The organism is Chloroflexota bacterium (assembly GCA_016219275.1).
Lineage (GTDB): Bacteria > Chloroflexota > Anaerolineae > UBA4142 > UBA4142 > JACRBM01.
The window spans coordinates 12,909-36,518 of sequence record JACRBM010000052.1 but is presented as its reverse complement, the minus strand read 5'-3'; the positions used below and the strand labels follow the sequence as shown (position 1 = coordinate 36,518).

The 23,610-nt window shown below is 57.9% G+C and carries 25 protein-coding genes; 6 read left to right on the top strand and 19 right to left on the bottom strand.

Annotation, left to right across the window (positions count from 1 at the left end):
* Nucleotides 1-103: 103 nt before the first annotated feature.
* Nucleotides 104-1,105, bottom strand: coding sequence for an aldo/keto reductase (locus tag HY868_13275; GenBank protein MBI5303100.1), 1,002 nt, complete (start codon nt 1,103-1,105; stop codon nt 104-106).
* 77 nt (nt 1,106-1,182) lie between these two features.
* Here HY868_13275 and HY868_13270 point away from each other — a divergent pair, with 77 nt between their 5' ends.
* The 4 genes from HY868_13270 to HY868_13255 all read left to right on the top strand — a co-directional run bounded on the left by HY868_13270 (nt 1,183) and on the right by HY868_13255 (nt 7,354).
* The gene (locus HY868_13270) at nt 1,183-3,363 is read left to right on the top strand and encodes a hypothetical protein (GenBank protein ID MBI5303099.1); all 2,181 of its coding nucleotides are present in this window, start codon (nt 1,183-1,185) and stop codon (nt 3,361-3,363) included.
* Nucleotides 3,364-3,667: 304 nt separating this feature from the next.
* The gene (locus tag HY868_13265) at nt 3,668-6,094 is read left to right on the top strand and encodes a penicillin acylase family protein (protein MBI5303098.1); all 2,427 of its coding nucleotides are present in this window, start codon (nt 3,668-3,670) and stop codon (nt 6,092-6,094) included.
* A 64-nt stretch (nt 6,095-6,158) separates the two neighbouring features.
* Complete coding sequence (locus tag HY868_13260; protein ID MBI5303097.1) at nt 6,159-6,794, top strand: DUF3786 domain-containing protein; 636 nt, start codon at nt 6,159-6,161, stop codon at nt 6,792-6,794.
* A gap of 44 nt (nt 6,795-6,838) precedes the next feature.
* On the top strand, nt 6,839-7,354 hold the full coding sequence (locus tag HY868_13255; protein MBI5303096.1) for a GyrI-like domain-containing protein: 516 nt from the start codon (nt 6,839-6,841) through the stop codon (nt 7,352-7,354).
* 41 nt (nt 7,355-7,395) lie between these two features.
* On the opposite strand, the gene HY868_13250 is transcribed toward HY868_13255, so the two are convergent.
* The 18 genes from HY868_13250 to HY868_13165 all read right to left on the bottom strand — a co-directional run bounded on the left by HY868_13250 (nt 7,396) and on the right by HY868_13165 (nt 22,444).
* Nucleotides 7,396-8,643: an MFS transporter gene (locus HY868_13250; protein ID MBI5303095.1), complete on the bottom strand. Its 1,248-nt coding sequence runs from the start codon at nt 8,641-8,643 to the stop codon at nt 7,396-7,398.
* Nucleotides 8,644-8,904: 261 nt separating this feature from the next.
* Nucleotides 8,905-9,417: an HIT domain-containing protein gene (locus HY868_13245; GenBank protein ID MBI5303094.1), complete on the bottom strand. Its 513-nt coding sequence runs from the start codon at nt 9,415-9,417 to the stop codon at nt 8,905-8,907.
* Nucleotides 9,418-9,426: 9 nt separating this feature from the next.
* Nucleotides 9,427-9,912 carry a putative toxin-antitoxin system toxin component, PIN family gene (locus HY868_13240; protein ID MBI5303093.1) on the bottom strand — a complete coding sequence of 162 codons (486 nt, stop codon included), beginning with the start codon at nt 9,910-9,912 and terminating at the stop codon, nt 9,427-9,429.
* The gene (locus tag HY868_13235; GenBank protein MBI5303092.1) at nt 9,860-10,114 is read right to left on the bottom strand and encodes a hypothetical protein; all 255 of its coding nucleotides are present in this window, start codon (nt 10,112-10,114) and stop codon (nt 9,860-9,862) included. The genes HY868_13240 and HY868_13235 overlap by 53 nt, the downstream gene beginning before the upstream one ends.
* Nucleotides 10,115-10,234: 120 nt before the next feature.
* On the bottom strand, nt 10,235-11,227 hold the full coding sequence (locus HY868_13230; protein MBI5303091.1) for a D-glycerate dehydrogenase: 993 nt from the start codon (nt 11,225-11,227) through the stop codon (nt 10,235-10,237).
* A 339-nt stretch (nt 11,228-11,566) separates the two neighbouring features.
* Entirely contained in the window at nt 11,567-11,878 is a 312-nt protein-coding gene (locus HY868_13225) for a hypothetical protein (protein MBI5303090.1), read from the bottom strand.
* A gap of 81 nt (nt 11,879-11,959) precedes the next feature.
* Nucleotides 11,960-12,262, bottom strand: a complete 303-nt coding sequence (locus HY868_13220) for a DUF2283 domain-containing protein (protein ID MBI5303089.1) — start codon at nt 12,260-12,262, stop codon at nt 11,960-11,962.
* A 23-nt stretch (nt 12,263-12,285) separates the two neighbouring features.
* Nucleotides 12,286-12,867: a Uma2 family endonuclease gene (locus tag HY868_13215; GenBank protein MBI5303088.1), complete on the bottom strand. Its 582-nt coding sequence runs from the start codon at nt 12,865-12,867 to the stop codon at nt 12,286-12,288.
* Between the two features lie 165 nt (nt 12,868-13,032).
* Nucleotides 13,033-13,476 carry a hypothetical protein gene (locus HY868_13210; GenBank protein MBI5303087.1) on the bottom strand — a complete coding sequence of 148 codons (444 nt, stop codon included), beginning with the start codon at nt 13,474-13,476 and terminating at the stop codon, nt 13,033-13,035.
* Nucleotides 13,461-14,717 (bottom strand): cysteine desulfurase-like protein, encoded by a 1,257-nt coding sequence (locus HY868_13205; GenBank protein ID MBI5303086.1) that lies wholly within the window; start codon nt 14,715-14,717, stop codon nt 13,461-13,463. The genes HY868_13210 and HY868_13205 overlap by 16 nt, the downstream gene beginning before the upstream one ends.
* Nucleotides 14,718-14,976: 259 nt before the next feature.
* On the bottom strand, nt 14,977-15,540 hold the full coding sequence (locus HY868_13200) for a GNAT family N-acetyltransferase (GenBank protein ID MBI5303085.1): 564 nt from the start codon (nt 15,538-15,540) through the stop codon (nt 14,977-14,979).
* Nucleotides 15,533-15,964, bottom strand: coding sequence for an rRNA maturation RNase YbeY (gene ybeY, locus HY868_13195; GenBank protein ID MBI5303084.1), 432 nt, complete (start codon nt 15,962-15,964; stop codon nt 15,533-15,535). The genes HY868_13200 and ybeY overlap by 8 nt, the downstream gene beginning before the upstream one ends.
* Nucleotides 15,965-15,986: 22 nt before the next feature.
* Nucleotides 15,987-18,089: an HDIG domain-containing protein gene (locus tag HY868_13190; protein ID MBI5303083.1), complete on the bottom strand. Its 2,103-nt coding sequence runs from the start codon at nt 18,087-18,089 to the stop codon at nt 15,987-15,989.
* 160 nt (nt 18,090-18,249) lie between these two features.
* Nucleotides 18,250-19,128, bottom strand: a complete 879-nt coding sequence (locus HY868_13185) for a hypothetical protein (GenBank protein MBI5303082.1) — start codon at nt 19,126-19,128, stop codon at nt 18,250-18,252.
* A gap of 1 nt (nt 19,129) precedes the next feature.
* Nucleotides 19,130-19,423: a hypothetical protein gene (locus HY868_13180; protein MBI5303081.1), complete on the bottom strand. Its 294-nt coding sequence runs from the start codon at nt 19,421-19,423 to the stop codon at nt 19,130-19,132.
* Nucleotides 19,424-19,586: 163 nt separating this feature from the next.
* On the bottom strand, nt 19,587-20,201 hold the full coding sequence (locus tag HY868_13175) for a hypothetical protein (protein MBI5303080.1): 615 nt from the start codon (nt 20,199-20,201) through the stop codon (nt 19,587-19,589).
* Nucleotides 20,198-20,464, bottom strand: coding sequence for a hypothetical protein (locus tag HY868_13170; GenBank protein MBI5303079.1), 267 nt, complete (start codon nt 20,462-20,464; stop codon nt 20,198-20,200). The genes HY868_13175 and HY868_13170 overlap by 4 nt, the downstream gene beginning before the upstream one ends.
* Nucleotides 20,465-20,710: 246 nt before the next feature.
* Nucleotides 20,711-22,444: a hypothetical protein gene (locus HY868_13165; protein ID MBI5303078.1), complete on the bottom strand. Its 1,734-nt coding sequence runs from the start codon at nt 22,442-22,444 to the stop codon at nt 20,711-20,713.
* A gap of 256 nt (nt 22,445-22,700) precedes the next feature.
* Between HY868_13165 and HY868_13160 the strand changes: the two genes are divergently transcribed.
* Both HY868_13160 and nuoE read left to right on the top strand, forming a co-directional pair.
* On the top strand, nt 22,701-23,057 hold the full coding sequence (locus tag HY868_13160) for an NADH-quinone oxidoreductase subunit A (GenBank protein MBI5303077.1): 357 nt from the start codon (nt 22,701-22,703) through the stop codon (nt 23,055-23,057).
* A gap of 54 nt (nt 23,058-23,111) precedes the next feature.
* Nucleotides 23,112-23,585, top strand: coding sequence for an NADH-quinone oxidoreductase subunit NuoE (nuoE, locus tag HY868_13155; GenBank protein MBI5303076.1), 474 nt, complete (start codon nt 23,112-23,114; stop codon nt 23,583-23,585).
* Nucleotides 23,586-23,610 lie beyond the last annotated feature (25 nt).

Here is a 23,610-nt window from a genome sequence, read left to right as displayed (position 1 = left end):
CGAAGCGAACCTTCCAGGTCTCTTCGTTAAGAGGCAATCAAGAAACCAGGTTTCCCCGAAGGGAAGAAACCTGGTTTCTATCGCGCGACCCTTGCGTATTGAGTTAAAAAATCCGCGCCTTCATCCAATCGCTCGTGTTGTGGAAATCGGCGACGGCATTCCCAGGGTGTACCAGCTCGTCGAATAATTTCCGGTCGGCATCGCTCAACGCCATCTCCATCACCGGCAAGAACGATTCGAGATGTTCGAGCGTGCGCGGTCCGATGATCGGCGCGGTGACGCCGGGTTGATCCTTGACCCACAGCAACGCGAGTTGCGCCGCGCTCATCCCGCGCGCTTGCGCGATTTCGCCGACGCGCGCAGACACATCGCGTCCCAGGGTTGAGAGGCGCGGGCGCAAGGGATTGTTTGGTCGCGCGGCGCGTGTGTCCGACGCAATCTCTTCGCCGGGCGGATAACGACCGGCGAGCATTCCGCCGGCAATGGGCGACCATGGCAAAATCGCGATGTTGTACTTGAGGCACAGCGGCACGAGTTCATTCTCGATGCGGCGGTCGAGCAAGTTGTACGGCGGTTGCTCGCTGATGTAGCGCGCGAGGTTTTGTTTTTCGCTGATCGCGAGCGATTCCATCACCATCCACGCGGGAAAAGTCGAAGAGCCGATGTAACGCACTTTGCCCGCGTGGATTAAATCGTCGAACGCGCGCAGCGTTTCGTCCTGCGGCATGTTTTGCGGCGGACGATGCAATTGATACAGATCAATGTGATCGGTCTGCAATCGCGTGAGCGAGTCTTCGCACGCCTTGATGATGTGATAACGCGAATCGCCGCGGTCGTTGGGACCCTCGCCCATTTTGCCGTGCACCTTGGTCGCGAGCACGACTTGATCGCGCTTGCCGTTTTTGGCTAGCGCGCGCCCGACGATGCGTTCGCTCTCGCCGGCGTTGTAGACATTCGCGGTGTCAATGAAATTGATGCCCGCGTCCAACGCGCGGTTGATGATTTGGATCGAATCGTCCGCGTTCGTCGGCGCGCCAAAGTTCATCGCGCCGAGACACAGCGGCGAAACGCATACCCCGGTGCGTCCTAATAAACGATACTCCATCGTCACGTCCCCTCCTTGTGTGAATATTGCGCTCAGTATAGCACAGCGCGGCGTAATTTGCTATAATGTCGCGCGCAATGAACACTCGTTGGCTTTTCGGCGCTCTTGGCATCGCGCTGCTCGCGTGGCTCGTCGTGTCGAATTCGCCGGACGTGTTCGATGCGCGTAACATCCAAGATAATCTCGACGCGCCCGCCGGCGATTTGAATGATGCGAACACGCTGGGGCAAACGTTCACGTTTCATTTTCCACGCTTGAGCGCGCTGCACGTTCGTCCGATTCTCTCCGACGATTTTTCCGCCGCACCAGATGGTCGCATCATTTTGCGCGTACGTCGCCGCGCGGACGACGCGACCGACCTGGCATCCGCGTCCTTGCTCTTGCGCGATCTGCGGCACAACGAGTACGCGCGCTTTGTCTTTACTCCGATTGTTGATTCGCAAGAACGCGCGTTTTACTTTTTCTTCGAGATTCCGCGCGGCGCGATTGAACGCGGCTCTGTGAGTTTGTGGGCGACGCGCGACGACGCGTACGCGGATGGACAATTCTTCCGCAACGCGCAACCCGCAACCGGCGATCTCACATTTCGCGCGTATTTTTCGCCGGACGCCGGCGCGATGCAGGCGTTGTTCACGCGCGCAATCGAACGTCACGGCAACGCGTTCGCGCTCGCGCTCGTGTTGTTGCTTTTGCCGAGTTGCGCGTTTCTATTCGCCGGTGGCTTGGGCGAAGCAAACCCAGTGACCGCGTTCGCTGTGGCGATGACGATTGCGCTCGCGTTGTTCGCGATGATGCCGGTGTTTTTCGCGTGGCTCGGCGTGACGACGCCGTGGCTCGCGCTTCCGCTCGCTGTGCTTGTCGCGGCGTGGCTGGGTCGCGCGCCGCGCGCGTTCGCATTCACGCGCGAGGTGTGGCTCGTCGCCGCGCTCGCGTTGCTTTCGCTCGCGGTCGGCTTGGTGCAAATCCACGATCTCGCCGCGCCGTTGTGGGTGGACTCGCCGACGCACGCCGAGTACATTCACGCGCTCGTCACACGCGGACGTTTGCCGGACGCGGTGTATCATCTCGGTTTTCACAGCGTTGCCGCGTTGCTCGTCCAGGTGTTCGGCGTTTCGATCTCCGAAGCGATGCTCGTCCTGGGGCAAATCCTCATCACGCAAACCGGACTGGCGGTGTTTGCACTGTGCAAACGTATCACTGGCAACGCGCTTGCCGCGATATTCGCGGCGGTGTGCGTGTGGTTCTTGTCGCCGACGCCGGCGTATTTTATCACCTGGGGACGCTATCCACTCTTGCTCGGCATCGCGCTGCTGCCGGTTGCGTTGCTCGCCGCCGTCGAGTTGCTCGAACAACCGCGCGTGACGACGCGCGCGATTTTATTCGCGGCGATCATGCTTGCCGGACTGGCGTTCGCGCAGATTCGTTTGCTCGCGGTGTACGCGACATTCGTCGCGATCTGGTCGTCGCCGCGACCACGTGCGTTGATGCGCTTTGCGCCGGTCGCGCTCGTGGGCTTGGCGTTCCTCGCGACGCGTGTCGCCGACTTGTCCGCGCGCGGTCTGGGCTGGGATTCGATTCTCGAAAAGAACGCCGGCACGGTGCCGATTGATTTGTCGGTCGCGTTTCAAGTCGCGTTCGCGCAGCAAGGTAGTTTAGTGTGGGCGCTTGCCGGGGTTGGCGCGCTCGCGGCGATTAGAAACCAGGTTTCTCAAAGAAATCTGGTTTCTCCGGTTTGGCGGATTCTCGCGTGGTGCGTCGCGTCGCTCGGCGTCGCACTCGTCGCTCAATCGTTGATCGCGCCGGCGTTCCTCGTGTTGATCGCGTGCGTGCCGGTCGCGTTGCTCGTCGGCGAACTCGCGCATCGTCTCGATTTCAAATCGGCGTGGCTCGTCGCGCTCATCGCGATTTTTGGCGCGCGCGGCATGATCGCGATCATCAACCCAACGACGGTCTTGTTCTCGCCGGCGGACGAAGATGCGATGACCTGGATTCGCGCGAACACCCCAACGGATGCGCGCATTCTTGTGAACACATTTCAGTGGTACGGCGATTACGTCGTTCCCGCCGACGGTGGCGCGTGGATTCCGTACTTTGCCCAACGCGCGGTCGAACCGGCAACGGGTGAGGAACATCCAGTCGCGTACGTGTATCTCGGTTGGCGCAACGGTTTGTTGAGCGATCACGCGTTCGCGAGCGACCCAGCCCGCTACGAATTGATGTACGACCGCGCGGGCGTGCGTGTGTATCGTGTCAAGTAGGGCAAGATGAAATCTCAGGGCTTTTCAAGAATCGCACTTGTGTCATTGCGAGGAGCATCCTGAGCGGAGCAGCGGTTTTTGCTGCGTAGTCGAAGGATGCGATGAAGCAATTCCCCAGCCACTTGGGGATTGCTTCGCTGCGCTCGCTGCGGCAAGATGGAATCTTGCCCCACATAAGTAGCGCAAGATTCTACCTTGCCATGTTTGAGATGCGAGGCGATCTGGCAAGATGGAATCTTGCTCCACGTGAAATGATTTGTGATATAATCAGGTCGCGCGATTTAGATCACCGATGGGAGCAAAGATGCTACTTGAAATCCTGGGTCTAGTCCTGGCTCTGCTTGTTCTGTTCGTCCTCGTCGTCGTGTTCGTGTATCGCCGGTCGTTGCCGCAAACGAACGGCACACTGCGCGTCGCCGGTTTGCAAGCGCCGGTCGAGGTGTTGCGCGATGCGTGGGGCGTGCCGCATCTCTACGCCGCGAATCGTGACGACCTCTTTTTCGCGCAAGGGTACGTGCACGCGCAAGATCGCTTGTGGCAGATGGAGTTGAATCGCCGCGTGGGGTACGGGCGGCTCGCGGAAATTTTTGGCGCGCTCGCGCTCGACAGCGATCGTTTGATTCGCACGCTCGGCTTCGCGCGTTCGGCGCAACGCGATTGGGATGCGTTGGACGCCGACACGCGTCACGCACTCGAATGCTATGCGCGCGGCGTCAATGCGTTTCTCGCACAGAATGGTTCGCGCTTGCCGCCGGAATTTTTGTTGCTGGGATTCAAACCGGAACCGTGGCGCGCGCTCGATGCGGTCGTGTTCGCCAAGTTTATGGGCTGGGGCTTGTCGGGCAACTGGGACACGGAAATTTTGCGCGCGGCGTTCATCGGCAAACTCGGTGTCGAACGCGCGATGGAACTCGAGACGGATTACCCGCGCACGAACCCGACGATTTTGCCCTCCGCGATTTTCCGTAACCTGGCTGACGCGATGACCGCGCAGTTCGACGCCGCAAAAAATCTGCCGATGCTGGGAATTCGCGGCGGCAGCAACAACTGGGTCGTGGACGGCGTCAAGACGCACACCGGCAAACCGCTCCTCGCGAACGATCCGCATTTGGCGCTCACACTGCCGGGCGTGTGGTACGAAAATCATCTCGTCGCCCCGGACTATGCCGTGACCGGCGTTTCGTTCGCCGGCGCGCCCGGCGTCGTCATCGGGCACAATCGCGAAATCGCGTGGGGCTTTACGAACGCGTTCCCCGACGTGCAAGATTTGTACATTGAGAAAGCGAATCCGGCGAATCCGCGCGAGTTTGAGTATCGCGGCAAGTACGAACCGGCGACGATGGTGCGCGAGGAAATTCGCGTCAAGGGTCGCGCCGAGCTGCACGTCGAAGAAGTCGTCATCACGCGGCACGGACCGATTCTAAATCGCGTTATCGCGCTCGACGACAAGAGCGCGCCGCTCGCGTTGCGCTGGGTCGGCAACGAACCGAGCGGTACTGTCCAAGCGTTCTTGAAAATCAACGCGGCGAGCACCTGGGACGAATTCACGCACGCGATTCGCGATTGGACGGTGCCGTCGCAAAACATGGTTTTTGCGGATCGCGTCGGCAACATCGGCTTTTATCAGCCCGGCAAAATCCCGGTGCGCGCGCAAGGGCTGGGTCTCGTGCCGTCGCCGGGCTGGACGGGCGAGTTCGAATGGATCGGCTGGATTCCACACGAAGAATTGCCGCACGCGTTCAATCCGCCGCAACATTTCGTCGCAACCGCGAACAATCAAGTCGTCGGCGACGATTATCCGCACTGGCTCACGCGCGATTATTCGAACGGCTATCGCGCGGCGCGCATCACGACGCTGTTGTGCGAAAAAGAAAAGCTGACGCCGGACGATTTCGCGCGCATCCAGCGCGATGTATACTGCGCGCCGGCGAAAACCTTGACCGCGCATCTGCTCACGTTGCAACCGCGCGATGACCCTTCGACTCCGCTCAGGGCAAGATTTGAAACGCGCGCACTCGCCGAATTGAAAACCTGGGATTACCATCTCACCGCCGAATCGGTCGCGGGCGGCATCTGCAAGACGGTCGAACATTTCGCGTTGCGGCGACTCTTGGCGGATAAACTCGGCGACACGCTGACGAATCATTTTTGCGGCATGGGCTTTCATCCGGTTGTTTCGCCGATCACGTTCTTTTATGATCGCGCGTTGGTGATGCTCTTGCGAACGTTGGAGCAGGAACAGTCCGTGTGGTACACGGACGCGGCAACCGGCAAGACGCGCACGCGCGCGGAATTTCTCACGCTGGCGTTCGGCGATGCGATTGCCGCGCTGCGACAAAAATACGGCGACGACCTGTCGCGCTGGTCATGGGGCAACTTGCATCAGATTCATTTGGATCACGCGCTCGGCGCGGTCAAGCCGCTCGACAAAATTTTCAGTCGCGCGCCGCGTCCTCTCGGCGGCGATCCGAGCACGGTGCTGCAAGGCGCGTACCTGCCCGGCTTTCCGATTCACTCGGCGCATTTTCTTCCGTCGTGGCGACAGATCATTGATCTCGCGGACTGGGACAATTCGCGAGCGGTGCATCTGCCCGGTCAATCGGGGCATCCGGCGAGCGAGCATTACACCGATATGATCGTCCCTTGGTTGCGCGGCGAGTACCACGCGCTCGCGTGGTCGCGTGAAAAGGTGGACGCGCAGACCAAGGCGCGGTTGGTGCTGGAGCCGTGACACGCATCACGTAATTCGTATTGCGTATTGCGTAGATCGAAAATCAAATGTTGAGGAGTAATTTGTGACAACACCGATGCGCGAAAAAATGATCGCCCAGGTGGAGGCGATGCGCGAGAAATTACGCGGCGGCGATCCGCGCGAGTACGCTGTGCGGACGGGCGGGGAATTAGCAGATGGCGGATTACGGATGGCGTTCTTTCGCGAGGCATACACGATTGCGTTTCCCGACTTGGAAGTTCGCCGCGAAGCCGACAGGTTTGTGTGCGGTTTGAATCGCACCGCGATGTTTCTGTACTATTTGTTGAACGCGGACGGTTCGCCGCTTGAAGGCAAGTGGGTGGCGTTCCGCGATTTGCCCAGCGGGATGTTTTATCATCAGGCGTACCAAGGGTACAGCGGCGACCGGCTTGCCAAAGCGATTGACAATCGCATCAGTGTGTTCGAGCGCGCGGCGAAGCAACTGGGCGGCGAAAAATTACAACTCGGCGATGCGGCATTCGCGTTCACCGCATTGCCGCGTGTGCGCGTCGCCGCGGTGTACTATGCCGGCGACGAAGATTTTCCGGCATCGGCGAATGTGTTGTTCGACGCTTCGATCATTCACTATTTGCCGACCGATGTGTGCGCGGGCGTGGGCAGTACGCTCGTGGATCGCTTGATCGGCGCGGAGACCAAAGACGATTCGAGTGATGGGTAAGGAAAATCGAAAATCCAAAATCTAAAATTTTAGAGGAGGGAGCGATGCCAGAGATCAAGGAATTTCCCAAGACGCGTGTGGCGTACGTGACCGAAGTTGGTCCGTTCAACGAAGCGATCCCGCGCGGGTTTGCTAGGTTGTTCGCGTGGCTGGGCGAACATCAACTTTTACCGGCTGGCGCGTCGTTCGGGATTTACTACGACGATCCCGCCAAGGTGCCGGTCGAGAAATTGCGGAGCGAATTGTGCGTGCCGGTTTCGGCGGACGCGCAAGCGTCGGGCGATGTGCAGGTGAAGGATATTATAAAGTTCAGCGCCGCGACAATTGTGTACCAAGGCGAGGCGAACATTACGGCGGCGTACAACGAGGTGTACGATTGGTTGCGCGCGCAAGGGTATCGCGATGATGGCGCGCCGCTCGAAGTGTACCTGAGTATGCCGGGCGAGGTATTGCGCGCCGAGGTGTTCGTGCCGATCAAAGCGATCGCGACCAAGCTGGCGAAAAAACCGGTAAAGAAAGCAGTCAAGAAACCGGCGAATAAAACAAGTGCGAAAAAATGATTGTGTGGTCGGGACGATGTAGGTATCGTCCCGATTATTTTTTACGGCGCGAGCGCGCGTCCGCGCCAGATCAATATCGCGCCGGTCAAGCGCATTGCGCCGGCGACGACGAGCAACAGCGGTACGCTGAACAGCACGGTGAGCGAGGACGACAGAATCGGCGCGAGGAACGCGGCGACATTGATGAGCGCGTTGAACGCGCCGACGTACGTCGCGCGATGTTGTTCGGGACACGCTTCGAGCAGACCGTTAAAGAACGCGAGCGAAAAGCCCGGCGCGATCACGCCGCCCAAGAACGCGACGAACAATAACGTTTCGAGCGACGGCGCGAACGCGGTCACGATCGGAATGCTCGCGAGCGCCGCGCTCGTCAAAATCAACACGCGGCGATTGCCCTGGCGCGTCGCCGCCCGTCCCCACAACGGGAACGCAATGATCGTGGTCGCGTTCGTGACCATGTTGATGATGCCGATCCAACCATCGCTCGCGCCCAGGTTACGCACCCAGTAAATCGTAAAGAGCGGCGCGGCGAAGAACAAGCCCCAGTGATAGATAAAGAGCGTGATCGCATAGCGCGCGAACGCGCGCTGCGTGGTCACCATCGTCAGCGTCGCGCGCCACGACAAGCGCGTGCGCGTGGGCGCAACGGACGGTTCATTCGGCACATGTAAACGCGCCAGATGGTACAAGCCCACCATGCCGGCGAGAAAACCGATCGCGAAGAGAATTTGAAAGTTGAGCGGAAACACAACCCAGTCGAGGAAGCGTCCCCCGAGCAACGCGACTGCGGTGCTTGAGACGCCAAGCCAGACGTTGCGAATACTGACGACGTGGGCGCGTCGCTCCGGTTTCACCGCGCGCGCGAACATCGCGGTGAAACCGATCGCGGCGATGGCGAGTGGAATACTCAACAAGCCGATGAGTACGATGACAAGGTCCGCGCGGTGCGTCACGAAAAAAAAGGGGACGAGCGCAATCGCGAGGTAACCGCTGCGTTGGATCAACGCGCTGAAAATCAACGCCGACAATGGCTTGCGCTCGCGTTCGACGAGCAAACTGCCTGGCATTGAAAACACGGCGATGATGAGCGCAGGCAACGCGGTGACCAATCCAACGTGCACATCGCTGCCGCCCAAGCGGAGAACGAACACCGGCAGGAACGCTTGAATCATTCCAAACAGAACGCCGTACCACGCGATTTCGCCGTAGAGATGCCAGCGGTTTTGATCTTCGATGCTCTCGCCGGGTTTGATTAGATCGAGTGCGCGATCCCAGGATGATTTTCTCATTTCAATTCTGATTCTACACGTCGAAAGATGATGAACCACGGATTTCACGGATTACACAGAAAAAATCGCCACTGTAGCATGGCTGCCGAAAAGCATTTGATTTTCACCACAGAAACACAGAGGGCACAGAAAAATAAAAAAACTCTGCGCGCTCTGTGCCTCTGTGGTGAATCAAAAAATGTCGGAAGCGTGCTACAGTCTCAAAAAATCCTGTGTAATCTGTGTAATCTGTGGTCGCCATATCACAACAAAAAAGCGGGACTAGCCCGCTTCTTTTTCATCAGCCAGCAATGCGTTAAGCAAACGGTCGTAGGTGTCAGGGAGTAATTCCGGAATCATCCGCGTGTCCGCGAGCACAGGCATAAAGTTCGTGTCGCCGCTCCAGCGCGGGACGATGTGCAGGTGAACGTGATCTTCGACGCCCGCGCCGGCGACGCGACCCAGGTTTGCGCCGACGTTAAAGCCGTGCGGATTGGCGTACTGGCGCAAGGCGCGAATGCCGCGACTCACGAGCAACATCATTTCTTTCAATGTCTCGCCGTCGAGCGATTCGAGTTCGCCCGTGTGCGTGTACGGCGCGACCATCAAGTGCCCGTTCGTGTACGGATACAAGTTCATCACGAGCGCGGCGCGTTGTCCGCGCACGAGCAAAAGATTATCGCGATCACACGCGCGGTCGGCGTTGAACTTGTCGCAAAAAATACAGCCGCTCATCTTGGTTTCTTTCGGCGGTTTGAGATACGCCATTCGCCAGGGTGTCCAGAGGCGATTCATAGTTGGTTTTCAAAAAGGCAAGCACCCTTGGGGTGCATCGAGTGCGCGGATGAATTCAGGTGCGCTGAGGATTGAAACGCCGTAGGTGTTTTGCATTTTTGATTTCAGCGCGTCATCACCTTTGAGGTCATCGTCCCCCGTCACGAGAAAGTTGCAATGTCCGGTTACGGCGATGTCGAGAAAAACATTGTCTTTGGGATCGCGACAGAGTTGGAGCCGGACTGTCGGCTCGACGATTTCGCCTTGCTCGACAATGAGTTGCACTAATTCGGTCACATCGGCAAGCGCAAAGTAGCGCCGGAATTTGGGGCGGGCGAGCACGGTGACGATTTCAGTCAACAACGCTTCCGAAGTGACGAGCGTGAATCGTTTTTGTTTCCATGCTTCGATTAAGGGACGCGTCACCGGACCATTCATCAAGCCGCGCACGAACAAGTTAGTGTCAATGACGACTCGCGGTGTGGAGCGTCTGCCGAACCGCTTCAACTTCTGCATTGATTTCGTCCTCGGTGATTGGAGTGTCTTGAACTTTCGCCCATACGCGCGTCAGCAAATCATCCGTTCGTTCAGACCACGCGCGATCATTCAACGCGCGGCGAATGATGCTTTGTTCTTCTGGTTTGAGTTGACGAATCGCTTCGATGATTTGGGCGATGGTCAATTCGATTTCTTGGTTGTGTACCATCACACGTGCCATAGTCGGCTCACTTTCTGGTTTGGCTGTTGCTACTCATATTGTTCTTACCACAGAGCACACGGAGAGCGCAGAGGAAAAAATAAAACCTTCGTGTTTCTTCGTGTCCTTCGTGGGAAATAATTACTTTCTAATTCCCCGTTCGTACACCTGCGGATTCACGCACGTCGGCAGTTTGTCGCCGCGCAGACCGGCGATGAGATTCGCCGCCGCCATCTGCGCCATCTTTGCGCGCGTCGCGACGGATGCGCTCGCGATGTGCGGAACGATGAGACAATTCGGCAACGAGTACAACGGACTCTCAATCGGGAGCGGTTCGGGTTCGGTCACGTCGAGACCCGCGCCACCGATGACGCCGTTCTTGAGTGCATCGTACAAATCGTTCGGATCAATGATCGGACCGCGCGCGGTGTTGATGACGATCGCGGTTTTTTTCATTTTCGCGAACGCGCTTGCGTTGAGCATGTGCCGCGTCGTATCGTTGAGATCGGTGTGCACGGAAACGAAATCGGATTCGCGATACAACGTGTCGAGATCGGCGAACGTCACGCCCATTGATTTTTCCAAGTCCTCGCGGCGATAGACATCGTAGTACAGCACGCGCATTCCAAAGCCGCTCGCGCGTTTCGCCATGCCTTGCCCAATCCGCCCAAAGCCAACGATGCCAAGTGTCGCGCCGTGAATATCCACGCCCGTCAATAATTTCGGTCCCCAGGTTTTCCATTTGCCCGCGCGCACGTAATCAATGCTCTCTTGAATGCGCCGCGCGACTGCCATCAACAACGTGAACGCGAGATCGGCGGTCGTATCGGTGAGGACGCCGGGTGTGTTGCCGATGGGAATGCCGCGTTCGGTGGCGGCGGGAATGTTGATGTTGTCAAAGCCGACCGCGTAATTGGAAATGACTTTGAGGTGCGGATTCACGTCCATCAACTCGCTGTCCACTTTATCGGTGAGCAGAGTGACGAGTCCATCCGACTCGCGCGCTTGATGCAACATCACCTCGCGCGGCGGCGGCAGTTCGCCTTCCCACACGGTCATCTCGGTCAGGTCGCGCATCATTGCCAGCCCTTCTTCAGGAATGAGGCGGCTGACGAATACTTTGGGTTTCGACATTGAGGTTCCTCCAAAAAATGATTTCGGCGCAGTGTAACATTATTGGCGAGGGGAGTCAAACAGGTGCGACGATCAGGCACGGTTTTTCAAAAGTCATTTGCAGACCCATCCCCCTGCCCTCTTCTCTTATAGGGATGGGGGTTGGGGGTTAGGTTGGCAAGTGAGTCAAGCGGCTTTTGAAAAGCCGTGACGATCAGGGTGTCCGTCAAAATTTTGGAACACTCAACCTTGCGAAGGTTTTGATGACATATCAAATATAATTGCCGTTCAACCTTCGCACGGTTTTTTCACCACCCAAAAACTTGACGCACACCCCGACGATCAAGACCCGAAGGGTTTCTAAAAACCCTTCGGGTCTGGCTGGAGATAAACAAACTGCGTGTCTCGCGCAAGCGCAAGCGTGAGGTCGCGGTCGTGGTAATCGTCCGCCCAGCGTTTGACTGCGCGTTCTGTGGCGGCTTGAATCTGCGCGCGCAGTTTGCCATCGGAACGCAAGCCCTTGATGCGATTCGTGAATTCTTCTTTGCCGAGCGATTTGGCTTGCTCGACGAGAAAATCTACGGCGGCATCGCGAATCGTGTCCACGATGCCGGTCTTGCCAATCGCGGCGGTGGCAGTTCCAGCAATGCTGAAGGTAACTGGGTCGGACATGTGCGCTCCTTGAGTGACGGGAAGGAGGATCAAATGAAAACACCCCGGCACGCGGGGCGTTTTCCGAGGTGCGATTAAAAATTACGCAGGCGCCAAAAAGCGCGCGAGATCAATCGGCACACTTTTTGAGACCGGGCGGGAAAAACGTTTTTCGAAATCAACAATGGTAACGCCAATCGCGCGGTGGGTGCGTTCATCCAGCCGGACGAAAACACCTTCGCTGACCTCCTCGTCAATTCCCTCTTTGGGTTTGCCAAAGGCAAGGTAAAGAACATCGGCGGTTTTGTCGTACGAAATTCTCAAAGTGCCGTTCTTGACTTGGACCATAAAATCTCTCGAGTTCAGTATTATTTCAATTCTACAGGAGAATGCGCGGATGGTCAACTGATCCGAGACTGTCCAGGTCTCTATTGTGTTTCAAACTCAACCTTGTCGAAGATTTGCGCGAGCGCGAGATCGCATCCGACCGAATCGAGATGCAGAATGGATTGGAGATCGTCGTACATCTCGATTGTCCACGCTGATCCTGGATCAGCGCGGCGCAAGTGCGTCACGTGAATCTGTTCCGAATCCACGAGCAAATACTCGCGCAACGAATCGAGCGGTTTGTAGAGCGCGAATTTTTTTACGCGATCGTACTCGCGCGTGGAGGGCGATAGCACTTCGACAATGATGACAGGATTGGTGAGCGTGTCATTGCGCCCAGGGACGAATTCCACTTTGCCGCACACAACCATCACGTCCGGGTACGTGTACAGTCCGTGTCGCCTGACGAGCAAGCGCATGTTGCTCTCAAAAACGCGACACGGTTTCGCCTTGAGGGCAAGGTTCAACCCAGTAATGCAATTGCTGGTGATTGTGCTGTGATCAGCCGAGCCGCCCGACATCGCGAAGATTTCACCCTGGAAATATTCGCTCTTGTAATCGGCGACCTCTTCCATCGCCAGATATTCTTCGGGTGTGAACAACTTTTTCATCGCAAGTACCATCAGGAACCTCCCTGAAAGGAAAAACTGTTGCGCGAGCGGCTCGCGCGCTAGCCGACAGGCGCGCCGCCCGTGCGACATGTTCCACCGAAACAATGCCATGCGAATTTCTTCGGCGGCTCTAGTCTAAAACGAAAGTACGAATCGGTCAAGCGTGGCGCGGCACTATCACGGGAGTGTCTCGAATTTGAGCACCTGATACGACACGCCGGAATCGGTGACCCTGGTGTTGTTGTAGACGATCAAACTGGGAAAGCCCCAGGTCTCGTCGTATGTGATTTTGGTGAACGGCGCGGAGTCGCCCTGCATGTACTTTTTCGCGCGCGCAAACATGCCAAGCACGGTGTACTCGCTCGCCTGAATCGGACGCACCTGGCATTTCGTCGTTTCCAAAATCGCCTTGTCGCAACTTGCGGCTTGATTGACGACCTGGTCATTCTTGACTGTGATGATATTTGTTTGGATGTGCCAAAAGCTTGCTTCGCGGACCTCAATCCGATAGCTGGTGGTTTTCTTCGATTGCCACTTGGCATCAGCATCGCTGATTGGATCAGGTGTACTACATGCGGCTAGGAGCAAGCCGAATATCAGGAGGATTATTTGGCGGCGCACATTTTCCTCATCACATCCAAAAACGTGTCCACTTCTTCCACCGTGTTGTATTGCCCCAGACCCACACGCACCGCGCCGCCGCGTTCTTCAAGCCCCAGGCGCTCCATCAACGCGAGCGCGTAATAGTTGCCGTCCCACACGCAAATGTTTTCCCGACCCAGGATTTCGGCAATCTCGCGCGGCGTGCGCCCGTCGAGCGTGAACGCGACCGTCGGCGTGCGATAATCAAAGCGCGCAAAATCGGTGATGCCGTACATTTGAATGCCGGGCAATACGCGCAGACCGCGCATCAATCGTTTGAACACCTCCATCTCGTACGCGCGGATCGCGCTCATCGCCGTTTTGAGATGTAATCGTCGTCCCGCGAATGATTTGTACTGCGCGGTAAACGCGCCGCCGTACTCTTCGCCGACCGACGCGAGATAGTTGATCGCCGCGAGCGACCCAGCAATGCCTTCGTGATTCAACGTGCCGGTCTCGAATTTGTGCGGTGGTTGATTGTCGGCGGGACGAACTTTGTACGCTTGCAGTTCGTCGAGTAAATCGTACTTGCCGTACAACACACCGACGTGCGGTCCGTAAAATTTATACGCCGAACACGCGAGCAAATCGCAGTCTAGCGTCTGCACGTCAATCGGCGCGTGCGGCGCAAACGCCACCGCATCCACGAACGCAATTGCGCCCGCCATGTGCGCGAGCGGGATGATCGTTCTCAAGTCGTTGATCGTGCCGACCGCATTCGACGCGCCGCCGACCGCGACGATTTTTGTTTTGGTGCTGAGGTGCTTTTCGAATTCGCTCATATCGAGCGTGCAATCGTCCGGGTGAATGTCCACCCAGCGAATCACCGCGCCGCGTTCTTCGAGTGCGAGCCACGGCGAAATGTCCGCGTCGTGATCGAGGTGCGTGATGATGATCTCGTCGCCGGGGTCGAGCAGGCGACCGAGCGCGCGCGCAATGCTGAACGTGAGCGTCGTCATGTTCGCGCCGAACACGATTTCGTCTGGCGAATGCGCGTTGAGAAAATCGGCGAGCGCGGCGTGCGCCTCGGCGAGCAGCGCGTCGCTCTTTTGCGAAGTCGCAAACGCGCCGTGCGTGTTCGCGTTCGCAGTCTGGTAGTACTCGCTCACCGCGTCAATCACCGGTTGCGGAACCTGAGTGCCGCCGGGGTTGTCGAAGAAAATCGCTCCCGATTGGAGCGAAGGAAAGTGCGAACGAATTTCGTTGACGTTGTAGTTCATGGTTGTTCTCCGTGGAGCAAGATTTATCGCGCTTTACGAGTGAACTGCTTGAGCAAAAAACAGGAATTCTTAGGACGCGGATAAACGCGGATGAACGCGGATTATTTTTCTTATCCGCGAAAATCCGCGTGAATCCGCGTCCTAAATTGGCTTGTTCGGTTTCGGCTTGTCCGAGTTAGGGGTGATGGCACGGTTTTTCAAAAGTCAGTTGCAGACCCATCCCCCTGCCCCCTTCCCTTATAGGGAAGGGGGCAGGGGGTTAGGTTGTAAGTGAGTCAAGCGACTTTTGAAAAGCCGTGGGGGTGACGGGTCTTTGCATCACGAAATCGTTTTGCAGATCATCACCGAGTTGAAATGCCTGCGTGCCGACCTGGGTAAAACCCCAGGCGCGATAAAACGCAATCGCGCGCGGATTGTGTTCCCACACGTCGAGCCAGAGCGTATCGGAATTTTGTCGCGTGGCGTGCGCGAGACACGCGCGCATCAACGCCGCGCCCACGCCGCGCCCGTGCCATTGTTTCCGCGCGTAGAGTCGTCCGATTTCAATCGGACGCGCGCCGGTGACGCAGGACGGTATATGGTTCTGGCGCAATTGCGCGTAACCCACTGTATCGCCATCAATTTCTGCAATCAGAAAAATGGATTGCGGGTCTGCCAACTCGCGGGCTTGAATGTCCGGGCTGAATGACGCGGCGAGATACGCCTGCATATCGGCAGGCGTATTGTCCACTGCGAAAGTGGCGTAAAAAGTTTGCGCGCCGATTTCGGCGAGCAACTCATTGTCGGCGGAGGTTGCGATTCGAATGGTGATCGAGTTACTCATCGCCTGCCACGCGTCCCAGGATTGCTTTTTGGCGCTTCCACATCCGCGCGCGTTTGCGCGGCGTCAGATCGTCGTAGCCGAGCAGATGCAGAATGCCGTGCACGGCGAGCAAATCGAGTTCGTCCGCGATGCGCCAGCCCGCGTCGCGCGCCTGCACGCGCGCGGTATCGTACGAAATCGCGATGTCGCCAATATAGGAACGTTCAACAGAACGCCCATCCGCCGGAAACGACAAGACATCGGTCGGCGCGTCGGTCGCGTGGAAATCGCGATTGAGCGCGCGCATCTCGGCGTTGGTCGTGACGTAGATCGTCAATGCCGCATTCGCCTTTTCCGCGCGCAACGTTTTCCGCGCGATTTTCTTGACGCGTGCGCGATCCACGCGCGATGAAAATTTCCGATGCAATCGAATCGTAATTTCCATGTATCATTTACCAATTACTTGGTCATGCTCGATCCAGCGTTTGCTCGATATTTTCCGGCGGGGGTTCGGGATATTTGACGCGCGGATGAAACAATCCTTGCAAAACGCCAAAGAACGCTTCCTTGACTTGAACGATATCGCGCAGCGTGAGGTCGCTCTCATCGAGTTGCCCATCGCGCAAACGCTCGTTGACGATGCGGTCAATGATCGCGCGAATTTGCTCCGCCGAGTGCGGACGTTCCGCGCGTGCAGTCGCTTCGACGCCGTCGGCGAGCATCAAGATCGCGGCTTCGCGCGATTGCGGTTTGGGTCCGGGGTAGCGATAATCGTTCTCGTTGATCGTCGCGCCGCCGTTCGCTTTAAGCGCCATGCGATAAAAATAGGCGGCTAGCGTCGTGCCGTGATGTTGCGGGATGAAATCGCGAATGCGCGCCGGCAACCCGTATTTTTTGGCGAGCGCGATGCCGTTCTGCACATGGTTGATGACCATCGACGCGCTCGCTTGCGGTTCGAGCGTGGTATGGATGTTGACGCCGTCGAGTTGATTCTCGACGAACGAGGGCGGCGCGAATGTTTTGCCGACATCGTGATAGTACGCGCCGACGCGCACGAGCAACGCGTCCGCGCCGATGCGATGCGCGGCTTGCTCGGCGAGATGGCTCACGATTAAACTGTGATGATACGTGCCAGGCGCTTGCATCAATAATTTTTGCAACAACGGATGCGTGGGGCGTGCCAGGTCAATCAATTCGAGCGGCGTCGTGATGGCGAAGAGTTTGCCCAGCAAAAACAAACTGCCGAGCGCGAACAAACCGGACAGCGCGCCGTTGCTGAGCGCGAACAACAACGCGATGCTCCATTCCGTCCAATTGAGATTGCGATCCATGACGAGAAACGCGGCAGTCACTGCGGCGTTCGTGAGCGCGACGTACGCGCCGCTCCACAAAAACGTTTGCAGTCGTTCGATGCGACCCAGACTGAGCGCGGCGATCGTACTGCCGGCGAGCGCGTACGCGGCGACGGCAAACGGTTCGGGCGCAAAGAAACCGACGGTCAACGCGAGCGCCCATGCCGCGCCGAGCGCAACGGGCGCATCCACCAGGACGGCTAACAACATCGCCGCGGCGCTGACCGGGTAGAGATAGAGCAAGGTCGGATTTTGCGCGACGATGCGCGCGACGAGCGCAAAGAGCACGACCAAGAACGCGATGAGCCACAACGCGCGCGTTTGTTTGATGACTGCCGGACGCAAACGCGCGAGATACATGGCAAGCAACGCGACGAGAATGAGCGCGAACGCCGCGGGACCGAGATAGTCCGCCGGCGTCGTCGTGGTATTCAACAAATCGGTTTCGGAGATCGCCTCGAACGCGAGCGGCGTAACGATTTCGCCTTGGCGCACAATCGCTTCGCCTTTTTCGAGCGTGCGCGTGATCGTGCCGACGCGGGCGCGCGCGAGCGCGCGTTCTTCTTCCGTCTTTTGCGCGTTGTAGAAACTATTCGGAATGATAAAGCTCTTTGCCCATTGCGTCACCGCCTCGGCTTGGTCGGTGGGCAATGCGAGACTCACGCGCGAAGCAAGTTTGGCGGTCTGGGTCGGCACGTCGCCGGGTCGAATTTCTTCGCGCATCGTCACATCGAGCACGTAGAGCGTTTCGTTGACGACGCGCCGATACGCGGCATCGTCGAGCATCAAGGTGCGGCTGACGATGGACGATGGCACGCCCAGACCTGGGATGGTCGCGATCCACGCGAGCTTGCGATCGGAGGGGTTGTACGAATCCAGGCGCACGGATTCGACGTGATCGAACAGCCGGCTGGCGAGGCGCACTTGTTCGCGTGCCAGCCGCGCGTCGGGCGCGTCGTACACATCTTTGACCTGGGCTTGCGCCTTGAGGTGCGCGTCGCGCGTTTGAATTTCGCTTGGAAAGCTGAGGCGGTCCGGCGCGAGGATCGTTTGCGGGCTGGCTTGACCGGCGGCGAGATGGAGCGGTTCGACGGCAGGTTGAAACGCAAAGATCGCGGCGAGCGCGGCGGCGGCGAGCGCGCCAATGCCCAACGCGATCACGCGTTGCCAACGCGTTAGCGTCACGAATTGTTTAAGCGATGGATCACCGGCAATCATTTCGGATTCTCGTTTTGGACAGGTCAACAAAAAAAGGCATCGGCGGCAGTCGCCCAATGCCCTATCGAAGAGTCCGCCCGCGTGCGTCAGGACTGCATGCTGTGGGTACGATTATACGGGCGCGTCGCGATGGTGTCAATCGCGTCAGACCCGTGGGCGGTCACAAATCCTGCGGGTCGCGGTGGGCGCGGGTAAGCACATACGCCGCGCGTGCGCCTTCGCGGCTGGTGACAAAATCGGTCGCGACCCAGTCGCCGGCAAACGCATCTTGCAAAACCTGGCGCGTGTGTGTGCGCCATTCGCGCGCGAGGTCGAGCGCGAACGCTTTCACGGCGGCGAGGTCGGCAGGGATTTCGACGAGCAGGGTCTCGTCGCGCAAGTCGTTGACGTGCGCGATGCGCGGCAAGTTGTTTTCATCGAACGCGAGATCAAAGACCAGTTGCGCGTGGTGGAGCGCGTCGCGCCAATCGGTGCGCGGCGGCGGTGCGTCTTGGCGCGCGCACACGCGCGGCGCGTTGAGCCACCATTCGACTTGGAAACGATCCGAGGTCAAGCCGGCGTTCAAGCCGTCGGTCATTTCGCCGTACGCGTTCGGTAGATACTGGCACGCAATCGCGCCGAGATGGACGAGGTTGAGTCGCGCGTTGAGCGCGAGCAGGGGATCGTACGTCCAGGTAATGAGGTCAATGCCTTGGGCGAGGACATGCTCGCGTTGCGCCCACTTGAGGCGCGCGCCGATCTTGCGCGCTTGGTACTCGGGCAACACGGCGAGCATGTGCGAGTGGTGTTTGAGCTGGTTCATGCCGCGCGCGGTTTCGCGCGCGAGAAAACTGAACGTGAACCCGACGAGCGCGTCGCCGTCGAACGCGCCAAGCGAGAGTCCGCCGTTTTTCTGCGCGGCGATCAACAGATTGCCGGGCACGGCATCGCGCCAATCCGACATTTTCCAAACGATGCGTTGCAGTTCTTCGGCGGCGAGGAATTCGTCCCAGGTTTTGAGCGGACGGATTACGATGCCCGCGTCGCGCGGCTGGCTCATGCTAGCGGCGTCCTGGTTTTTTCTTGGTGGCGGGGCGCGGCGAGTCGTCGTCTTCAAGCTCGACTTCTTCGTCTTCGTCTTCTTCCCAGTCGTCCTCGTCTTCTTCCCAGTCGTCGTCCTCTTCCCAGTCTTCGCCTTCAGCGCCTTCCCACTCATCGCGTTCCTCTTCGTCCGACTCCTCGCGTGGTTCCATCGTCAGACAGCCGGCATCCGGCTCGTATTCGATTTCGTCCGCCGTACACAATCCGCTCTTGTTAAAAGTGCATTGCCGATCGCGGCAACGAATGCGCGTCATTCGTTCATCCTCCGCTGATTCTGATTTTGGTCCGGAATTTTTGCGACGCTATTATAGGCAAGTTGGCATCTTTTGTAAAGAATTTCTTTTGGGCAAAAAAAGCGCGAGGCATTCAATGTCGCGACATGAATGCCTCGCGCAAAGAGCGGCGGCGCGCAAACGCTTACTCGGTGGATTCGAGGACGCGGAAGGAAGCGGTGCTCGACCACGGTCCCCAACCACCTTCGTTGCCGCCGCGCACGCGCCAAAAGTAGGTAATGCCTAGGGCGAGCGGCTTTTCGACCGGGACAAAGGCTTCGGTCGCGATCGAGGTGATCGCGTGACTGTCTTCCAAGTCCGGTTTGTCGCTCCACTCGACTTGATAGCGCGTCGCGCCGCCGACGGAAAGCCAACGGAAACGCGGGTTGACGCTATCGGCAAACTTGCCGCCCTCGGGCGAAAGCAAGATCGCGCGCCCACTGGGCGCGATGGGTTTGGGGAGCGACTCGTCTTTTGCCGATGGCGTAACTACCGGCGGCGCTGGTTTGGACGCGGTCGGTTTTGCTGGCGCGACGGGTGCGCGCTTTGCCAGTGGCTTGGCAGAGATTTTGACGGGTCGCGCCGGCGTTTTTGTGCGTGTGGGTTTGCGTGAAGGGCGCGCGGGTTTTGCGCGACGCGCGGGCGATTTTGCCTTTACCGGCTTTTTGCTCTTTCGCGCTTTGCCCTTAACGACCGCCAATGCCAACGGCGTCGCGCCGACGAGCAACGCCTGCCACAAGCAACGGGTCAACTTGGTCACGGCTTGACTGGTGCGACGGGAGCAGGCGCGGGAGCCGGTGCGGCTGGCATCGGCGCAGGTTCAGCGGGAGCAACGGGCGCAACGGCGGCGACTGGTGCGGCTGGTTTTTTGGCTTTAGCCGCGACTTTTTTCTTCGGCGCCGCTTTTTTCGCGGCGGCTTTTTTCGCTGGTTTCTTCGCGGCTTTTTTCGCGGCGGCTTTTTTCGGCGCGGCGAGTAGCAAAGGCGAAGCGAGTCCTAGCAAAAGGTCGAGTGGATTGCTCATCGGATCCTCCTTGGGATTTGGGGATGTTTGGACGGAAACTGAACGCACAAGTGCCAAAGATTACTCCAAGCGATGGATTTGATCAATTGGGCTGTGGTCACCCCCTTTCCAAGCCTGCGTCCACTTGGACAACGTTAAGAATTTCGCGCGAGAGTATAGCACACATCTCGCGCGTTTTCAATACCTTGGGCGAAAAAAGATCAAAGAGTTTCTATGAAAATCCTTGCGCCAATCGGTCGCCGGCGATTATTTGTGGAAATAATAGGTTATGCCGAGGTTGTTGTAGACCACGCGCAAACTAGTTCCGGCATCGTTATTGAGCGTAATGGTGATGCTATTACTTCCGGCGCTTGAAAATCCCGAAACGGTGATCGGCTCGACCGATGTGTTGAGCGTTTTGTTGGCGGTTCCCCAATCACAGTCGCTCGGGTGGCATTTGCCGTACGGGTGGACCGTCAGCGTTTGTCCGGCGGAAGTGATAATGACTTTCGTGATGCCGCTGGTTGCCGCATCGTCATTTAGCCAAGTTCCGGCATATTGACTGGCGCTGGTATTGAATGAAAAATACCGCCAATCACTTTTCGTGCCCGCGCCGGCGGTTGGGCTAGTTGCCCACACGCGCCATCGCCCTTGGTTATCGCCGGGAAACGCCGCCATCGAGTAGTTGGTCGCACCGAGACTGCCGGCGGTCACATGAGCCACCCAAGAACCGGTGTTCTTTTGGATTTCGATGGTGTAACTGACGCCACCCGGAAACGCAACCGAATTCCAGGAAAATGAAGCAACGCGTGGAAAAACGCGAAAGACTTTACCATCAGAGGGTGACGTCATTGCTGGCGCGGCTGGAGGCGCAAGCGGATTCACCGTGATTGTGACTTGGCGAATGGCGGTCGTCGCACCGCAACGCGCGGTCATCGTGTACGTCGTTGTCGTCGCGGGCGAAACGACTAGATTGCCCGGACTCGCTACGCCGCCGATGCTATGGTCAATTTCGACGGAATCGGCGTTCGTCACCGCGCCCCATTGCAGTGTCGTTGAATTACCGACGGTGATCGTCGTTGCGGTCGCGCTGAAAGACGCGATGACCGGTGCGCCGGTACACCCGGAGGGTGGCGGGGTGTTCGTCGGTGGTACAGCCGTTGGAACAACCGCGCCGGGCACGCTGATGAGAACGCGCACCGTCGTGCCAAAGGTCGCGCCGGTGTTCGAGCGCATTCGCCAGTTGCCGGAATGCGGACCAGGCGCGGCGGGTGCGGTCATGGGCACGGTCACATCTACGGTGCCGCCCGGCGCAAGACTCGGCACAGCGATAATCGTCCCCGCCGTCATCGCTTCGCCGCTGACAAAGGTAAATTCGTACGCGGTCCAAGTGCACGTGCCATTGTTACTCAAGCGCCAAGTCTTGTTGAAGGTCTGCCCCGCGGCAATCGTCATTCCATCCGGAATCGTCACGTCTGCGATGAACGCCGCGTTGTTGACGCACGTACCGCTCGGCGCGCCGGTCGGCGTGACGGTCGGTGTAATGCCGGGCACTGGCGGAGGAGGCACGGTTGGGATAGGCAGAGACGGAATCGGTGTTGGCGTGTTGCTTTGCGCGACAGTTGCCGGCGCGACGTTAAGCGAAATCGCGGCGACATCGCTGACGCCGCCGGATTTGTTATACGCGCGTACGCTGATGACGTGCGCACCCTGGGTCGCTTTCCACGATTGAATCACGGTGAACGATACCTGCGGGCTGGGCGATGGATCGGTGCGGAGGGGGATGCCGTCCACGATCAACTCGACGCGGTCTACGCCCGACGAATCGGTCGCGGTGGATTGCACTTTGATTTCGTCGCCTTCGTTGTACTGACTGCCGCTGGGCGGCGACGAGATGATGACGGTTGGTTTTGCCGCACTGCACGCCGTCACTGCCGCCGCGAGCGCAAACGAAAAAATAAGTACGAAAATCCGGATACGCGCTAGAGTGGGCTGAATCATTTCTTCTCCTCCTGAATCGCACAAGAGTATAGCACAGATGCGCGTCTTTATTCAAGCCGGTCAGGATAGGACAATCGCATCTGATTTCAAACGACCAGGGTAAATTTCTGGGTGCGATGTGTGAGTTGGTTGTTCACGCAACAACTCACTGCCTCATGACGCGATGGCTCGACCAGGCGATATTTTTTTGACAAAGATAGCGATTTGTAATATGATTCACGAAGTTGTCTAATCCCTCTGATATCATAGGTCACGCATGCCAATTGATTTCCTACCGATCCTCGTGATGGTCGTCGTCGTGATTGCGTTCACCGCGATCGCGTTGACCCTCTCCGGTCTTGTCGGTCCATTGCGCCCAACTCGTGAAAAATACGCGCCGTACGAATCAGGTATGCCGCCGTTCGGTTCCGCCAAGCGGCGTGTTTCGATCAAGTATTTCCTCACCGCTGTGTTGTTCATCCTGTTTGACATCGAGATTATTTTCTTTTATCCCTGGGCGGTGCTCTTTCGCCAGCTCCAATTGTTCGGTTTGATTGAAATGGGAGTTTTTATTTTAATCTTGCTCGTCGGTTATTTCTACATCTGGCGCAAGGGCGGGTTCGATTGGGATTAGATTTTGGAAATTAGATATTGGAAGTTGGAAGTTGGAAAATCAACGAGGAAAGCAATGCTCTCTGAAAAAGCGCGTAATGAGATTCTGAAACTGACAACGAAATATCCGGATAAACGTTCGGCGTTGATGCCGGCGTTGCACCTCGCGCAACGCGAAGTGGGGCATTTGCCGGACGCGGTGCTCGATGACATCGCCGCGATTGTCGGCGTCTCGCGAACTGAAGCCAGTTCGGTCGCGACGTTTTATACGATGTACGCGCGCGAACCCAAAGGCGAACACACCGTCATGTTCTGCACCGATTTGCCGTGCGCGTTGCGCGGCGCGGATGAAATGCTGGAACACATCGAGCACAAACTGGGTTGCAAAGCCGGACAAACGACCGCCGACGGCAAGATCACGCTGCGCGATGCGGAATGCCTGGGTGGTTGCGATCACGCGCCGGTGATGCTCGTGGACGGCGAGAAACATTTCCAGGACTTGAGTATCGAAAAGCTGGACGAAATTTTGGAAGAGTTGAAGAACATGTGACCCCCTCCCCAACCCGCCTCCGCTT

Coding starts and splice junctions, on each gene's coding strand:
- HY868_13275 (MBI5303100.1), bottom strand. CDS start 1,105: ATGGAGTATCGTTTATTAGGACGCACCGGGGTATGCGTTTCGCCGCTG.
- HY868_13270 (MBI5303099.1), top strand. CDS start 1,183: ATGAACACTCGTTGGCTTTTCGGCGCTCTTGGCATCGCGCTGCTCGCG.
- HY868_13265 (MBI5303098.1), top strand. CDS start 3,668: ATGCTACTTGAAATCCTGGGTCTAGTCCTGGCTCTGCTTGTTCTGTTC.
- HY868_13255 (MBI5303096.1), top strand. CDS start 6,839: ATGCCAGAGATCAAGGAATTTCCCAAGACGCGTGTGGCGTACGTGACC.
- HY868_13250 (MBI5303095.1), bottom strand. CDS start 8,643: ATGAGAAAATCATCCTGGGATCGCGCACTCGATCTAATCAAACCCGGC.
- HY868_13245 (MBI5303094.1), bottom strand. CDS start 9,417: ATGAATCGCCTCTGGACACCCTGGCGAATGGCGTATCTCAAACCGCCG.
- HY868_13240 (MBI5303093.1), bottom strand. CDS start 9,912: ATGCAGAAGTTGAAGCGGTTCGGCAGACGCTCCACACCGCGAGTCGTC.
- HY868_13235 (MBI5303092.1), bottom strand. CDS start 10,114: ATGGCACGTGTGATGGTACACAACCAAGAAATCGAATTGACCATCGCC.
- HY868_13230 (MBI5303091.1), bottom strand. CDS start 11,227: ATGTCGAAACCCAAAGTATTCGTCAGCCGCCTCATTCCTGAAGAAGGG.
- HY868_13225 (MBI5303090.1), bottom strand. CDS start 11,878: ATGTCCGACCCAGTTACCTTCAGCATTGCTGGAACTGCCACCGCCGCG.
- HY868_13215 (MBI5303088.1), bottom strand. CDS start 12,867: ATGGTACTTGCGATGAAAAAGTTGTTCACACCCGAAGAATATCTGGCG.
- HY868_13205 (MBI5303086.1), bottom strand. CDS start 14,717: ATGAACTACAACGTCAACGAAATTCGTTCGCACTTTCCTTCGCTCCAA.
- HY868_13200 (MBI5303085.1), bottom strand. CDS start 15,540: ATGAGTAACTCGATCACCATTCGAATCGCAACCTCCGCCGACAATGAG.
- ybeY (MBI5303084.1), bottom strand. CDS start 15,964: ATGGAAATTACGATTCGATTGCATCGGAAATTTTCATCGCGCGTGGAT.
- HY868_13190 (MBI5303083.1), bottom strand. CDS start 18,089: ATGATTGCCGGTGATCCATCGCTTAAACAATTCGTGACGCTAACGCGT.
- HY868_13185 (MBI5303082.1), bottom strand. CDS start 19,128: ATGAGCCAGCCGCGCGACGCGGGCATCGTAATCCGTCCGCTCAAAACC.
- HY868_13180 (MBI5303081.1), bottom strand. CDS start 19,423: ATGACGCGCATTCGTTGCCGCGATCGGCAATGCACTTTTAACAAGAGC.
- HY868_13170 (MBI5303079.1), bottom strand. CDS start 20,464: ATGAGCAATCCACTCGACCTTTTGCTAGGACTCGCTTCGCCTTTGCTA.
- HY868_13165 (MBI5303078.1), bottom strand. CDS start 22,444: ATGATTCAGCCCACTCTAGCGCGTATCCGGATTTTCGTACTTATTTTT.
- HY868_13160 (MBI5303077.1), top strand. CDS start 22,701: ATGCCAATTGATTTCCTACCGATCCTCGTGATGGTCGTCGTCGTGATT.
- nuoE (MBI5303076.1), top strand. CDS start 23,112: ATGCTCTCTGAAAAAGCGCGTAATGAGATTCTGAAACTGACAACGAAA.